This window comes from Proteiniborus ethanoligenes (genome assembly GCF_900107485.1).
GTDB lineage: Bacteria > Bacillota > Clostridia > Tissierellales > Proteiniboraceae > Proteiniborus > Proteiniborus ethanoligenes.
This window is the reverse complement of the sequence record NZ_FNQE01000003.1, coordinates 123,938-139,925: the sequence shown is the minus strand read 5'-3', so window position 1 is coordinate 139,925 and position 15,988 is coordinate 123,938. Positions and strand designations below refer to the sequence as shown.

Annotated in this window: 8 protein-coding genes and 1 other RNA gene; 6 read left to right on the top strand and 3 right to left on the bottom strand. The window is 31.7% G+C overall.

Annotation, left to right across the window (positions count from 1 at the left end):
• On the bottom strand, positions 1–284 hold a 284-nt coding region (locus tag BLV37_RS02605; protein ID WP_091726831.1), incomplete at its 3' end, for a transposase.
• Positions 285–872: 588 nt separating this feature from the next.
• Between BLV37_RS02605 and BLV37_RS02600 the strand changes: the two genes are divergently transcribed.
• From BLV37_RS02600 to BLV37_RS02575, 5 genes are all read left to right on the top strand, one after another.
• A complete protein-coding gene (locus BLV37_RS02600; protein WP_091726827.1) occupies positions 873–2,489 on the top strand; it encodes a hypothetical protein in 1,617 nt (538 codons plus the stop codon).
• Between the two features lie 306 nt (positions 2,490–2,795).
• Complete coding sequence (locus BLV37_RS02595) at positions 2,796–3,050, top strand: DUF7662 domain-containing protein (protein WP_143031470.1); 255 nt, start codon at positions 2,796–2,798, stop codon at positions 3,048–3,050.
• A 1,452-nt stretch (positions 3,051–4,502) separates the two neighbouring features.
• Entirely contained in the window at positions 4,503–9,044 is a 4,542-nt protein-coding gene (locus BLV37_RS02585) for an AAA domain-containing protein (protein ID WP_176967832.1), read from the top strand.
• Between the two features lie 41 nt (positions 9,045–9,085).
• Positions 9,086–9,425: a transfer-messenger RNA gene (gene ssrA, locus BLV37_RS02580) on the top strand.
• Positions 9,426–9,663: 238 nt separating this feature from the next.
• Complete coding sequence (locus BLV37_RS02575; RefSeq protein ID WP_176967831.1) at positions 9,664–11,310, top strand: diguanylate cyclase; 1,647 nt, start codon at positions 9,664–9,666, stop codon at positions 11,308–11,310.
• A gap of 112 nt (positions 11,311–11,422) precedes the next feature.
• Here the strand turns inward: BLV37_RS02575 and BLV37_RS02570 are convergent, their stop codons facing one another.
• On the bottom strand, positions 11,423–12,514 hold the full coding sequence (locus BLV37_RS02570; RefSeq protein ID WP_091726816.1) for an NAD(P)H-dependent flavin oxidoreductase: 1,092 nt from the start codon (positions 12,512–12,514) through the stop codon (positions 11,423–11,425).
• Positions 12,515–12,686: 172 nt separating this feature from the next.
• Positions 12,687–14,135, bottom strand: a complete 1,449-nt coding sequence (locus BLV37_RS02565) for an aspartate ammonia-lyase (protein ID WP_091726814.1) — start codon at positions 14,133–14,135, stop codon at positions 12,687–12,689.
• 347 nt (positions 14,136–14,482) lie between these two features.
• Here BLV37_RS02565 and BLV37_RS02560 point away from each other — a divergent pair, with 347 nt between their 5' ends.
• Positions 14,483–15,922 carry a helix-turn-helix domain-containing protein gene (locus BLV37_RS02560; protein WP_208975184.1) on the top strand — a complete coding sequence of 480 codons (1,440 nt, stop codon included), beginning with the start codon at positions 14,483–14,485 and terminating at the stop codon, positions 15,920–15,922.
• Positions 15,923–15,988: the final 66 nt, after the last annotated feature.

Sequence of the window (15,988 nt, the reverse complement as noted above, 5' to 3'; positions counted from 1 at the left end):
GTTTTTTTTAGTAGGTCTTTAAGGATTGCTATTTCAAGATCCTTTTCGCCTAATAGCTTCTTTAGTTGCTCATTCTCCTTATCTAAGGAGGAATTAGTGCTATAATCTATATTAAGAGGATTATTCGTTTTGTTAGCTTCCTTTGATTCTCTAACCCATCTTGTAACCGTGCCTGGGACAATATCATGCTTTCTTGCTACTAAAGTTGCATTACCAACTTCCTCTACTTCTTTAACAATTTGACGTTTAAATTCTTCTGGATATCTTGTATTTTTGCTTCTCATTCTGGCAACCTCCTGTTGATTATATTTTACTATAATCGTGTGTGATTGTCCAAAACGGTTAGGGGGCTAAATAGGTTGCTTAGTTATTTTAGTAGACAATTAAACGCATAAATAACAAAGTAACAATCCTATTCTATAAAGCCAACAACGCAAGTAAAGTAAGCGTTGTTGGCTTTATCTTATCGGTATTCAATCAATGGGGTATAATCTTAATATTTTTTCTTGTTATCATGTGAGAATTATTTTCAATTATATTATATCTTTAGCATTTGATTTTGAAAAGATGTATCTTTAATAAAATGATTTCAAAATAAAATTAGTACGAAATTAGAATGTGGTATATTGTTAATTTTAGAAGGAATATGAAGATTTAAGGAGAAATTAATAATATATATGAAATTAAAGGGCGCTATTCGTGAAATTTTTCCTGAATCAAATTTAATATTAGAGGAAAATTAAGGAGGGTAAGCTATAGATAAAGAAAATAATAAAGCACAAGATTATGACTATGTAGAAGAGAGTAAAGAATATATTCCTGATGGATTAAAAACTGATAGTAATGAAGTTCAAAATAAACAAAAATCTTCTATGATATATACATGCTCTATTAAATTATTTTCAGTGACAGTTATTTTTTGTATTTTAATTGCACTTTTACATTATCTTTTTAATCCAATAATTGAGAGAACAACCTTTGAAAAAGCTTTAAAGAACAATGATACTGATAAAATGATAAGTTATATTAGTACCAACATAAAGGAAACAGAAAAACACAAAAATATTATAAGTGCTATTGAAGTTATATGCAAAAACAAAACTAAAAATGGACTTTTGCAGCTTGAGTATGAATTTACAAATAGCACTTATTATGATGATGAGGTCGATTACGAAATACTCAAAAATTTCAATAAAAACAATATAAAGTTTTCTACAATTGATGAGGCGGCATTAATTGAGATATATATAAATGATACTGGAGATTTAGGAGTTTACTGGGATGAAAAAGATGATTTATATTTGAAAGAGATACTTGGAATGCTTGATAAATATGACAGAGAGAGTGTGTTAAATTGCATTACTAATAAGATAGCCGGACAGTATCATCTAATAGAAAATGAGAGTAATGGAATTTTAACTGATGCTATGGATAGTACTTTAAGTATGGGCGAAAGGATCAATCTTGAAGCTACAGGACAATTTTACAGCACTACAAAATTAGAAGAAGAAGTTGATAAGTTATTAAAGTTAGGTAAACTTATTAGCTATTTCTTTAATCATGTTGATTTACTTGAGCAGTCTGCTTATAATTCAAAGAGTAAAGTTTGGGTAGAACAGATAATAAAGCCTTATCAAAATATAAGCGAGATAAAAACAGCACTATATAATATTGAAAAGAATATAAAAGAAAAAAACAAATTAGAAATAGAGTATAATAAAATAAATAAGGAATTTGAAAGTATATTTTATAGTGGAGACTTGGATAGAGCCCAAAAATACGCTGATGATCATGCTGAAGAAGCAGAAAATTATGAAAAACTTATTGAAGATTATAATATTCAAATTAATAAATCAAATAGTAAAATAATAGAAAATGGCAATAAATTTGAAGAGTTATTAAAAAATAGTGACCTAGCAATTGAAGAAATAAGCGAGCAAATTTTGTATTTTATGAGAAGTGATGAGCAGATTACTACAGAAAATACTACTGAAAATACTTTTGTTAAACGTATAATTGAGTATGCTAATAATCCTGGACTCAAGTATAATCCAGATTTAGAAGACTTATATCTTAATGAAATACAAACTTCAATTATTGTCGATAATAATGAGAGGTATGAGTTTGAGGGAGAGTTCTATTCATATAGAGAAGAGATAATTGATTCTATTGCAAGATTTAATTATGAATGGATTGAGTATGTTAATAATGGGGAGGATTATGTATTAGAATTAGTTTTAAAGGATAGTCAAGCTTCTAAAAATATAGTAAATTTCAACAGAGGAGATGTTAAAGAAAAATATTTATTATTAGAAATTGGTGAAGTAAGGACTAATGGGGAGACATATTATGTATGGGCACATGAAAAAATAAAGAAAGAGAAAAAAGGTGCTATAGAAATAAAAGAATATTATTGGATTTATAAATTAATACAAAAAGAAATGGATTATTATGTTGTTGATTACATTAAGGATCCAAATAAGTATTAACATTAGGTAGATTTAATTTATTATTTTGGTAAGATGTTATAAAAGCTTTCCTGAGGACGACTCAATGGTTCAATTAGCAATTATATTTCAAAAAATGTAGAGTTGAGAGTATTTGAACTTTATATCCTTAGAAAAATTGTAATTGATATTAGGTATAAGGAGTAATTATTTAAAACATGCTTTATAAGAAATATTTGACATTAAACTTTGGAAGTTTTTTACGTTGATTATATATTAATAAGTATGAACAATTTAATAGAAGTTGAGGAATAAGATTTATTTACTTTAATATACTGGAAGGGGAAGATGGGTATGCCAAAAGGAGATAAATACATAGGTTTAACTAGGTTCTTAGAGAAAAGCAATGAGGATAAGCTGACTTTGTCTTTTGCTCAAATTGAGAGCTTAATAGGCGATTCATTACCATTATCGGCAAAAGTACATCGTGCTTTTTGGTCTAACACTAAGACACATTCTGTAGCTTATGGCTGGATGAACGCAAATTATAGAACTATTGATGTTGATTTAGGAAATGAGTTAATAACATTTAAGAAAAGTTAGAGTAGTGTAGTCGGCGGTGAACACAATGTAAGCATTGTAGGTCTTAATCATTCTAAGGACAAATAATATTGTATGATAAAAAAGGAATTGGAATAATTATGTAGAATGGTTGTAGGTAAATAAGTAATTATACATGAAGGTGTGCTATGGAAAAGAAATTACATGAGGGACATAGAAAGAGAGTAAAAAACAGACTTCTTAAGTAAGGACTTGATGGATTTGAGGATCATCAAGTTCTTGAACTATTATCGTTTTATTCAATACCATATAAAGATACAAATGAGATTGCACATAGTTTAATAATGAATTACGGATCGCTTTCAGGAGTATTTGATTCTGATCCTAAGGATATTACTTCAATTAAAAAATATGGAAATAGCCGCTAATTATATAAAGAATTTTTTTATAGGAAGAACAAATGAGTTTTTTTATTGCATTTGCTTAGATTCTCAACTCAAGGTTGTTTTTCCTGCTCTTATTTCTGAAGGCACAATCAAAGAGACTGCAGAAACAAAAAGGGGTCGGGCTTGAATTATTCACTTATTAAAAATACAAGAAAAAAATAAAAAGTTGACAAGATGGCTAGAAGGCCCAGAATAGAACACAAAGGGTGCTTACTTCATGTAGTGGCATGAGGTAGCAATTAAGATTTTATTTTCGGAAAATAGGGAGATAAACAAGTTTACTTAGAATTAATAAAAAAATACTCAGAAATACTCAGATATAAGAAAAGCTATCGTATTAATAAGTGAAAAATATTCTAATATGACGGGTACAAAATTAGCAAGAAAGTTAAATATCCTATTATCAATGTTATCTAAAATAAAGAGCTGTACAAGTAAGAGGACAGGAACGTGAATAAGAAAAAAAGGGAATAATTCAAGCCTGACCCTTTGATTATAGGAATCTATTTTAGTCTGTGTATAAGAAGGTATTTAAATCAACAGTTTTTTTATTTTTGTAAACTCATAATTTATATTATTGTAAGGTAATATTCAATTTTCGTTTTTACTATGATAAAATATAGTCAGTGTAATGCCCCATAGCTAAGAGGGAACAAAATGGCCATGAACTATGATAAGTTATGGAAGTACTTAATTGAAAAAATTTAATAAGACAGATTAAAGAGATAGCTTAAAGTAATAGGCGCAAATCGCATATAAAATTTCGATTCGGTTAAGTGAATGCAACCTATAAATTTGGAAAGCTTTTATAAAATTTGTAAGTGCTTGAACCGGAACATAGTTGATATTACTGAATTTGAAATGAACTGAAAGAAAGCTTAAAATTATAAATATACTAAAACTGGAAGCGCATTTGCATGAATCTGACGACTTATTAAGACAAGACTTTAAGATGACATTAACCCAATATTCTATCTGGGTATTGTACTTAACATCTTTATGATATGCTCATGAAGAATTCAAATTTGTGGAAATGAGGCGAATGATTATGAATAATACAGAAAAGGCAATTAGCTTGTTTAAATATATTAAAGAATTATATGCTCAGCGGATTCAAGTGATTACTGATGTAAGAAAACAACAGTGGTGTAAGTTTGTATACGAAATTCCAGTTGATGAAGAAAATATCGTTTTTAATTATTTTGATAGAACTGATGAAGTTAATGATGAGGGAACAGAGTCTGCAATAATTTTACAAGTTAGAAAACCCGAATTTGAACAATGTCCATCAATGCCATCTTCGCTAAGTAAATGGATTGAAAGCAATTGGAATGATTTTACGCATTCTGTTACTCCAATACAAAAACTTATGAAGTACGATAAAGGTGAAGAAATTGTTGTACTGTTTACAGATGACGAAGAGCGGGTTAGAGCGTATAGAGAATGGGGCAAAAAACGTGATTCATGGGTTATTCGTCAAAGAAAAATAGCTAAAACAAGAGATTTTTTCAATGAACTATATTATTCATATATTGATTTAGAACGTGATTCCGAAACCATAGAGTTTATGGTTGGACAAGGTATTTTGGACTGTGAAGTTAGCACATCAATACATACTTATCATCCTCTATTATTGAAAAGGGTTGCATTAAATTTTGATTCTCAAAATAATATTCTAACAATTTCTGATACCAATACCAATTCTGAAATTTACACTATGCTACTTCAAGAAATCGATTACATAAATCATAGTTCTGTTAAGAGATTAAAGGAAGAATTATCAGAAAACTTTTATCATCCTTTGGATAGAAATGATACCCCAGATTACTTAAAAAGCTTTGCTCATCGTCTTCATTCCGACAGTAAATATGAAGAAAATTTCAATACAACAGTAAATATATTTGATAAGGTTACTATCTACAATAATCCAGTTTTCTTCATCAGAAAGAGAACCGGTGGTGTATTAAAAGCACTTGAAGAAATTATTGAACAAATTTCTGAAACAGGGGAATTGTCTGGACCTTTATTAAATCTAATTGGCGAAAATGTTTCACAGCTTGATGAAGGAATGGAACAACTTGATTTCAGCCAAAGCTTGGCAGCAATCAGCGGTGAAGATAAGGATATTCTTCTTTCCAAAGAAGCAAATAAAGAACAACTTGAAATTGCTAAAAGAATTGAAAACTATAATGCTGTTTTAGTGCAAGGACCACCGGGAACAGGTAAAACACACACAATTGCAAATTTAATGGGACATTTTTTAGCACAAGGCAAAAACATCTTAGTTACCAGCCATACCAAAAAGGCTTTATCTGTTGTCAAAGAAAAAGTTGTTCCAGAATTGCAAAATTTATGCGTTGCTGTATTAGACGATAACAACAAAGATATGGAACGTTCGGTCGATGGAATAACAGAATATATATCTTCTCATACATCATTACAACTTTCAGAAAATACCACCAAATTAAAGCAAAAACGGGAGCGCATTTTAGAAGATTTAGCTGATGTTAGAAAACGACTTTATTCAATAAAGTACAAAGAATATGAAACAGTTATATTAGGTGGCAAAGGATATAGTGTAGCGGAGGCGGCTCGTTTTGTACACGACAACCAAGATAGCTTATCGTATTTGCCTGGGAAAGTATCTCTGTACAAGCCATTACCAGTGTCTATTTCAGACTTAGAGTTATTATATCAAACAAACAATAAGATTTCCATAAAAGAAGAGACGGAGTTAAATTATAATTTGCCAAATCCGAAAGATTTACTTTCTCCTTCTGAATTTCTAGATTTAATAGAAGAGAAGAAAAATCATATAAAATCGCTGCAAGACATTAATCAAAAACTTGATGGATATATAGAGATTGATTTGAATCATTTTACTGCAAATATCGAGGGCAGGCCATTGTGTGTAAGCTTTGATATTACAAAAGCGGATGAGTTAAGATCAGTATTAAAAAGTGGTGTATCAGAGCAATTTGTTGATTGGCAACTTAATGCAATTTTAGCAGGAAAAAAAGGCGGTGGATTTAAGAATGTTTGGAATAGTTTAGTTGATTCAATTCAAGAAACTTACCAGTTTTCAAGCTATATAGCACCGATAATCATTGGAAAAAGATTAGATGCTTCTGAAGAAAATATTTCTGAAAAAAGTATAGGAGTACTGAAAGAAATTAAGGCTCATTTTGATGCAGGTAAGAAAATAAATGGTTTATCACTTTTCATGCATAAAGAATGGAAGGCTCTGATTTCCAATCTCAAAATAAACGGACATGAAATCAATACATCTGAGGAATGCAAGATCATAATTTATATCATTATCTTAAAACTTAAAAGAAAAGCAATCAAAGAATTATGGACGGAACTCATTGAAAAACATAATGGTATTGCTTTTACGGAGTTTGGGGATGAACCTGAACAGTCCTGTATAAGCTTTGTAACCCAGATTGAATATTACTTAAATTGGTATAATGAAACTTATGTAAAGTTAAAAACTATGTTTATAGACTGTGGCTTTTGTCAGTCTTGTATTAATGATTCTACGCAGTACACTTACCCAATTCAAGAAGTCGAATATCTTATAAACTTAATGTATCAAATTGTACCACAATATTTAAAACTTGCTGAGATTATCTATGTTAATATACCAAGAATTGAGACTGCATTTATAGAAAATTATAAAAAAGTAGGTCTCAATAGTTCTCAATCAGTAGTTTGCAAGAATATTTTATTTGCAATAAAAAGCGAAAATGTTGATGCCTATAGAGACCACTACGAAACACTTGATGCATTATATACAAAGTATTATTATCAATCTGAAAGAAGGCGGATTCTAAAATCTATTGCTGAACGTGCTCCAGAATGGGCAAAATTGATAGAAAATAGAATAGGAATTCACGGAGAAAGTTTAGTTCCTGAAAACATTGTAGATGCTTGGAAATGGAAACAATTTGCAGGAATAATTGATGAGATTACAGCGCAACCTTTTGAAGAGTTACAGCACAAATCTGTGTACCTTAATTCAGAGCTAAAAAAAGCTACCGCCAAGCTTGCTGAAAACTTAGCATGGTATTATCTTTTATCACGAATAGAAGTTGATATAAGCCAAAAACAAGCATTGCAGGGATGGAAACTCACTACAAAAAAAATTGGCAAAGGTACTGGTAAAACCGCTCCGAAATTAAAAAGAGAAGCTCAAAAACTTATGACAAAGTGCCAAAGTGCTGTTCCTGCATGGATTATGCCAATAAATAAAGCATTAGAAAATTTAGATCCAACTAAGAATAAGTTCGATATTGTTATTATTGACGAAGCAAGTCAGTCTGATATTTCAGCATTAGCCATAATGTACCTTGCGAAAAAGATTATTATTGTTGGGGATGATGAACAAGTTAGTCCTTCTGCAGTCGGTGTAGACGTAGACAAAATGTCAAATTTAGCTGATATGTACATTAAAGGAGTTATTCCTAATGCTCACCTATATGATATGAAGTCGTCTTTGTACGACATTGCAAAAACGACTTTTCCAACCCTTATGCTTAAGGAACATTTTAGATGTGTTCCAAGCATTATAGGATATAGTAACCGTTTGTCTTATGATTATAAAATTAGGCCTCTACGTGATGATAGTAATGTACCTATTAAACCGGCAACTGTTGCATATCGTGTTGATGGTCAACGGGATAGAAGAAAGTGTAATGATATTGAAGCAAAGAACATTGTTGCACTTATGCTTTCTTGTATGAAACAACCGGAATATGAAGGAATGACATTTGGTGCAATTTCCTTGTTAGGCGACGAGCAAGCGAAAGATATCAATGACCTTGCGATTGAGAAAATATCACCACAAGACTACGAAAAACGGAAAATATTGTGTGGTAATGCTTCTCATTTTCAAGGAGATGAAAGAGATGTAATTTTCATTTCTTTAGTTGATAGTAACGAGGGTGAAGGACCTTTAAGGTTGACAGGAGAAGGTATTGGGAAATCAACAAAACAGCGCTATAATGTAGCAGTAAGTAGAGCTAAAAACCAACTTTGGATTGTCCACTCTTTGGATGTCAATAATGATTTAAAATCTGGAGATATGAGAAAAGAATTGATTGAATATGTGACTAATCCTTCGGACTTTGATCAGCAAGAATCAGAAATAAAAGCAAAAGCTGATTCTCCTTTTGAAATTTCAGTAGCAAACTATCTTGTCAAAAACGGTTATCATATTATTCAGCAGTGGCCAGTTGGTTCTTATAGAATTGATATGGTAGCGGTATGTGGTGATAAAAAAATTGCTATTGAATGTGATGGTGAATTGTATCACAGTGGAGATGACAAAGTTCGTGCTGATATGGAAAGACAAGCTATTCTTGAACGACTTGGTTGGAAGTTTATTCGTATTCGTGGCAGTGAATATTACAGAAATCCAAATGAGACTATGAATCGAGTTATATCCGAGCTTACCGATTTTGAAATTGAACCCGAACAAAACATACAAATCAATAGTGCTCAAGATACTGAGCTGAAACAAAGAGTTGTTGCTACTGCTGAACGTATTATGGATGAATGGGAATTTTCCAATAAAGATGTTGAATAGTTTGATGAAGAACATAGGAGTTTTGATTTATGAGATCATCAGGTAGTATTGAGTTTATTTTAGTCTGGAGTAGCGAGTCGTTGTCGCCAAGCAACGTAAAAAGTGGCAAACTTAAATTAAACGCAAACGATAATTACGCACTAGCTGCCTAAGCGCAGCTCGTCTACTCTAACGGTCCTGCCCGTTAGATGCTAGGCGTCAAGTAAGCAGGGAACTACTATAGGGGGCTCTCCGACCTATAGTGGATAAATTGGAGATAGTGTAGTAGGAAGCCTGTTGCTAGGCGTCCTATGAGGCGATAACTCAAACTAGCAACTGCACTCGGAGAAGCTCTTTATAAAATGCTTTCGGACGTGGGTTCGATTCCCACCGCCTCCACCAAAAATGATATAAAGGCCTTGATTAGATTTTCTAGTCAAGGCTTTTATTTTATTATGCAATGAAATTTATAACTACCTGCTCTATATATGCATTTTAGTATTCATCAAAGACACCCTACTTAAAACAGATGAATCTTCGTTAAGAAATCTTAAAGTTTTAAGTGGAAAAACGATATAAACTATAATATAATTAGGTTATAAAAAATACCACATACATAGTGAACAAGGACTTGATGACAATGAATAAAACAATATCAGATGAAATATATAACAAACTTCATCATGCAAAAACCATAGCATCCGTAAATCCGGACAAGTCTCTGGAAATAAGTGAGGAGGCTTACGATCTAGCTAAAGCTAACAACTTAGGATTGGAAGAGGGGTATGCTCTTATTGGCATGGTCTTTGCCTACAGAATAAAGTCAGATAGGAGCAGTATGCTTGATTATTCCTTTAGAGCACTTTCAATATTTGAAGCTAGAGAACATATTGCTGGTCAGGTAAAGGCACTGAATCTCATAGGAATTGCATATTTTTATAGCTCATTATATGAAGAAGCTTTAAGATATTTTCTTAAACTAGAAGACATGCTAGAATTTAATAGGGATGACTTTTTGCTAAGCGGGGTTTTGAACAACATTGGAGAAGTATACAGAGAATCAGGTATATATGATAAGGCTATGGAGTATTATGAAAAGGCTATTGATATTGTTGTTAAAAACGATTTTTCTTTATACCATGCTGCCATATTGAGTAATATAGGCCAAATTCACTGTGATAAAGGAGAATTTGAGATAGCCCTTAAGGTATATTGCAAAAGCTATGATATACTTGTTGATAGCAATGACATGGTTAGTCTAGGAGAGATTGAAAATAGAATTGGAAAGGTTTATTTTGAAATAGGAGATATTAAAAAGGCTGAAGAATATTACTTTCGATCTTTTGAAAGACTTAAAGATATAAATAACAAATATTATGTAATAGATGTATTGCTAAATATTGCCCAGCTTCACCTGGTAAAGGCATCTAGAAAAACCCTGAATTTCTACGAAAAGGCTATTGAATTTGCAGATGATGTTGGAGCTAAGAATAAAATATGTCAAATCTACAGGCTAACATCTGAATATCATGAAAGCCAAGGAGATTATATGAATGCTCTAAAATACTATAAGAATTATTATAGTCTCAATGAACAAGTCATGAGTTCTAATCTTAGTAATAAATTAGAAATGATAAATATAGAGCTAAAAAACATTGAAACGATAGGCAAATTTGAGCAGATAAAAACCAGGCTTGAAAAGGAGATAGCAATTCAAAAAGATGAACTAGAAAAGATAAAGCTGGCAAATGAAATGCTTGAGAAAAAAGCCTACGAAGATGAATTGACAGGAGTTCCAAATAGAAGAAGTATAAACGCTTATCTTAAAAAAATTCTAGAGGAGATGTCCTCAAAGGAAGAACAAATAGTATTATTTATGATAGATATAGATAACTTTAAAAAATATAATGATTATTGGGGACATTCCCAGGGAGATATATGTCTTAGAAAGATAACAGATAGTACAAGGAAGATTCAGAGCAATAGAAATGATATCTTCGGGAGATATGGAGGAGAGGAATTTGTATATATTTCCACCCCTTTAAGCTATATGGATGCATTAGAGCTAGGAAATCTTATTCGAGCAGAAGTCGAGAGATTAGGTCTTTACTATATGGAAAAAGGTGAGCATAGGAATGTAACCATAAGCGTAGGGGGAGTCATAGGCAATAGCTCAGATTTTAGCTCAATAGCAAACATAATGGAAATTGCAGATAGGGAGCTTTATAGGGCTAAAGAAATGGGAAGGAATATGACAATTTTAAGAGACATGAAGACTTTAAAATAATAAGGATACCGATAGGGAATTACTAGAGAGCATGCCTTACCGCCTCTAACATAAATGATATTAAAGCCTTGATTAGATTCAAGGCTTTAAATAATTTTTACAATATAATGGTTTAAATATTTGTGGAATCTACAAGATAATCTGTTGTTTCCTTTACTAATTCCCCCATTAATTCTTTTACAGGTACAATTTTTTTTATAAGAGGAGCATTAACTCCAGCAAACACAAACCCTGATGATAAATCTCCTTTTTGAGCATTTATTAAGGCACTAGCTATACAGTATTGTGCTTCTTTAGGATTACAAGGTTTTAAGCAGTTAGTGATACATTTTATAGGCTTTTTAAATCCTAATTCTGCCCCAGCTAGAAAATCATTTTTGATAGCTCTACCAATCATGCCAACAGGACTTTGAATAAGCTCAATATCATTGGACGTACATTGAACATAAGCCTGCTTAAATGCATAAGAGGCATCACATTCATCTGTAGCTGCAAAACGGCTTCCTATTTGCACTCCTGATGCACCAGCCTTTAACAATCTTCCTATGTCTGCACCATTGAACACTCCGCCACCAGCAATAACTGGAATTTTTTTATTATATTTTTCTTCAAAGGGTTTTATAGCCTTTAATACATCGCCTACTAATACCTCAAGTTCATTAGATGGATCAGAAATTCCCTCCATAGAAAAACCTAAATGGCCTCCTGCCTTAGGCCCCTCAACCACTATAGCATCAGGAGCAACCTGATAGTGTTTGTCCCAATTTCTACATATTATAGAAGCTGTTCTACTGGAAGATACTATAGGAGCAATTTTCGTGCTAGTATCCTTGGTGAATTTTGGGAGGCTCAAAGGGAGACCAGCCCCAGAGAATATAATATCTATTTTTTCTCTAATTGACTCTCTAACCATTTCCTCGAAGTTATTAAGAACAGCCATTATATTTATGCCGATAATTCCATTCTTAGAGATTTCTTTTGCTCTTTTTATATGTTCCCTTAATGCTCTAATATTAGCTTCTTTTTTATTAACAAAATAATCAGGTTCATCAAATCCAATTTCAACTCCAGAAATAACGCCTATTCCTCCATTTAAAGATACATTACCAGCTAAAGATGATAAGGAAATTCCTACTCCCATACCACCTTGCACAATAGGGACCTTTGCAACTAGACTGCCAATTCTTAATTCAGGTAAACTCATGGATATCCTCCTTACACACTTTCATCTATATATTCATAACAATTACTAACACCAGGTACTAATATCAAGTATACATTTTTCTGCAATAAAAGTAAATACCTAAATTAAAGTTGATAAAAGCTTCTATCTAAGTATCTAAAGATAAAAACTTCGGGGAATTTCCCCGAAGTTTTTATAAGTCTATTTTCTTGTAGTTTAATAGATACTTAGCTGATATACCTGGCTCAGTCATGTTTATTGGATCTAGCACATCATTTATTTCTGCTTCTGTCATAAGTTTATTTTTTAATAGAATATTTCTAATCGGTTCACCAGTATTCATTGCAATCTTTGCAACTTCAGCTGCTTTCTTATAGCCTACATGAGGGCATATAGCAGTTACGATTCCGATGCTGTTTTCTACCAATTCCTTACATCTTTCTCTATTAGCAGTTATCCCTTGTATACAGTTTTCTGTGAATGTATTAATTCCATTAGCTAACATTTCTATAGATTGGAAAAGGTTAAAGAATATTAGTGGTTCAAAAGCATTTAGCTCTAATTGACCAGCTTCTGCTGCCATTGTAATAGCTACATCATTGCCTATGATTTTAAAGGCTACTTGACTCATTACCTCTGGTATTACAGGGTTAACCTTACCTGGCATTATTGAAGAACCATTTTGCTTAGGTGGTAGATTTATTTCGCCAAAGCCAGTTCTTGGTCCTGAAGACATAAGTCTTAGATCATTTGCTATCTTTGAAAGACTAACAGCACATGTTTTTATAGCTGATGATACAGAAACAAAACAGTCTAAATTTTGTGTTGAATCTATTAAATCCTCAGCTTGAACTAAATCGATACCAGTTACTATGCTAAGATTAGGTACTACTTTTTCAAAATACTTATCATCAGCATTCATACCTGTGCCAATCGCAGTTCCACCCATGTTCACAACCTTTAGCTCTTCCTGTACATTTGTAATTCTTTTAATATCTCTTTTAACCACGGAGCTATACGCTTTAAATTCTTGGCCTAATCTAATAGGAATTGCATCCTGCATTTGAGTTCTTCCCATTTTGATTACATCATCAAATTCTTCCGATTTTGCCAGAAATGCTTCGTACAGATTTTCTAATTGTTCAATAACTTTTGGAAGAAGCTTTAGAATAGTTATTTTACCAGCAGTTGGAATAACATCATTTGTCGATTGGCCCATATTAACGTGGTCATTGGGGTGAACTATACTATAGTCTCCTTTTTCTCCATCTAATATTTCTATAGCTCTATTTGCTACTACTTCATTAATATTCATATTTGCTGATGTACCAGCACCACCCTGAATTGGGTCTATTATAAATTGATCGTGTAAATTACCTAAAACTATTTCATCGCAAGCTTGTATAATTGCGCTTTCAATTTTTTTATTCAAAAGCTCAACCTCTCTGTTTGTAATAGCAGATGCTTTCTTGACTAGAGCAAGACTATTGATAAACTCTTTATGCATTCTGAAGCCTGTTATCTTAAAATTTTCTGCAGCTCTTAAGGTTTGTACACCATAGTATGCTTCTACAGGAACCTTCTTTGAGCCTATTGAATCACTTTCTTCTCTAAAGAGAGTATTATTTTTAATGTTTTCCATATATCTTTCCTCCTAAGGAATATAATTTATCGAAACATGTAAGTACTTTTAATATATAAACTTCACCAGCAACATTATAGTCCTTTTATGTAATATAATCAATAGGATATTAGTCAATATGTTTGTTATATTATTGTCAAACAGTTGGTTTTATGCAGGGTATCCTCAATATTCTGAATTGTAAATAATATTTAACAAATTAATTATTATTAACATAAGGTCTATAAAAATTTCTGGAATAATTTTAATTTTTTTATACTTACAAGTAAGTTATTATTAAATTAATTTATGATATAATTTAATAAATAGGTATACTTTAATAGACAGGCTTATAGGAGGAGATAATAGTGTTAAGTCAATGGAATAACAACACTAACATGTCAGCAAATCATCGCAAAGCTTCGATTATAGTTTTTTCATTGTACTTTTCATGGTTACTAGCTCTTCCTTTTGAAGGACAGGTGTTATATGCTATTGCCAATTTACATAATATTGATCCTCAAGGTTTAATATTTTTTACAATTGCTTCTCATTTCCTTGGATTACTTTCCTGTGGATTTTTTGTCAAAAACATAAAAACAGTAAAAAAAATAATGATATTTTCAATTTTGAGCTGTATATTAGGAAGCACAATATTCTTCTTTTCCTTTTCGATAACATGGTATGTTTCTTTGATATGTACTTCCTTTCTTTCAGGTATTTCTGTAGGAAGCTGGGGATTCTATTTTAAAGCCTACACTCCATCTAATGAACGAATTAAAACAGCCGCCGATGTATTGATTTATTCAAATGTTTTGATGATAATAATTAACATGATAGCCATAAATATATCTCCTTACATAGGCCTTTTTGTATCTATTGCTATGCTTATGGGAGCTTTTTTATTTGCTTTAAAATTACCATCTGATTATAGAACATATAATAAAGATTCTTCTACAGAAGCACCGAAACTATTAAATCCGACGAAACCTCTTATATTTTTGTGCTTGTTTATTGTAATTATTACTATTAATTCAGGGCTCATGTATCAGGTCATTAATCCATCCTTTGCACATCACAAGGGACTTGTGAGCTGGTATTGGGCTGTTCCATATATTATCGCCTTAAGTGTTATGAAAAATCTATCTCCAAAATTTAATCGTGCTTATATATTATATGTTGCCATTGCAATGATAGGTTTTGCTTTTCTGTCTTTTATGACATTGGACCGTTCTGCTGGCAGCTATTTAATAGTAAATACTCTTATGCTAGGAGCCTGTGGTGTATATGATCTTTTTTGGTGGAGCATACTAGGAGAAATGCTTGATTACAGCAACAACCCAGCAAAAATTCTAGGCATAGGATTATCTTTTAATGTGTTAGGAGTCCTTTTTGGAGGAATTGTTGGAAGTATAACTATTTCTAGTGACCCACATAATTATAATTCATCTATTATTGCTCTGGTAGTAGTGTTTACTATCTTAATCATGCTTCCACTGCTTAACAAAAGGCTTTCTGTGTTGCTGAAAAACCATGTGTTTTTATCGGAACTATCTCAAATGTCATCTAATGAGAGGAAAAAAATAATAGGAAGCTTTGTTGAAAATAGTCTGTTGACTGGACGTGAAAGTGAAATTGCCTCATTATTATTAAAGGGAAGAACTTATAAAATGATTGCAGATGAGTTATATTTAAGTGAAAACACAGTGAAAACTCATATTAAAAACATATATTCTAAGCTTAATATACAAAGTAAAACGGAACTAGTAAAGCTAATGCTAGAAAGAGAATATGAAACAACTAAATAGTAAAATAGAGTAAAATACTATAATTAAGGCCTCTCACCCAAAAAGGGTGAGGGGCTTTTTCTATAA

What these genes read in the sequence shown, in the direction of transcription:
- BLV37_RS02565 (WP_091726814.1), bottom strand. Translation starts at nt 14,135, where the DNA reads ATGGAAAACATTAAAAATAATACTCTCTTTAGAGAAGAAAGTGATTCA.
- BLV37_RS02595 (WP_143031470.1), top strand. Translation starts at nt 2,796, where the DNA reads ATGGGTATGCCAAAAGGAGATAAATACATAGGTTTAACTAGGTTCTTA.
- BLV37_RS02585 (WP_176967832.1), top strand. Translation starts at nt 4,503, where the DNA reads ATGAATAATACAGAAAAGGCAATTAGCTTGTTTAAATATATTAAAGAA.
- BLV37_RS02600 (WP_091726827.1), top strand. Translation starts at nt 873, where the DNA reads ATGATATATACATGCTCTATTAAATTATTTTCAGTGACAGTTATTTTT.
- BLV37_RS02570 (WP_091726816.1), bottom strand. Translation starts at nt 12,514, where the DNA reads ATGAGTTTACCTGAATTAAGAATTGGCAGTCTAGTTGCAAAGGTCCCT.
- BLV37_RS02575 (WP_176967831.1), top strand. Translation starts at nt 9,664, where the DNA reads ATGAATAAAACAATATCAGATGAAATATATAACAAACTTCATCATGCA.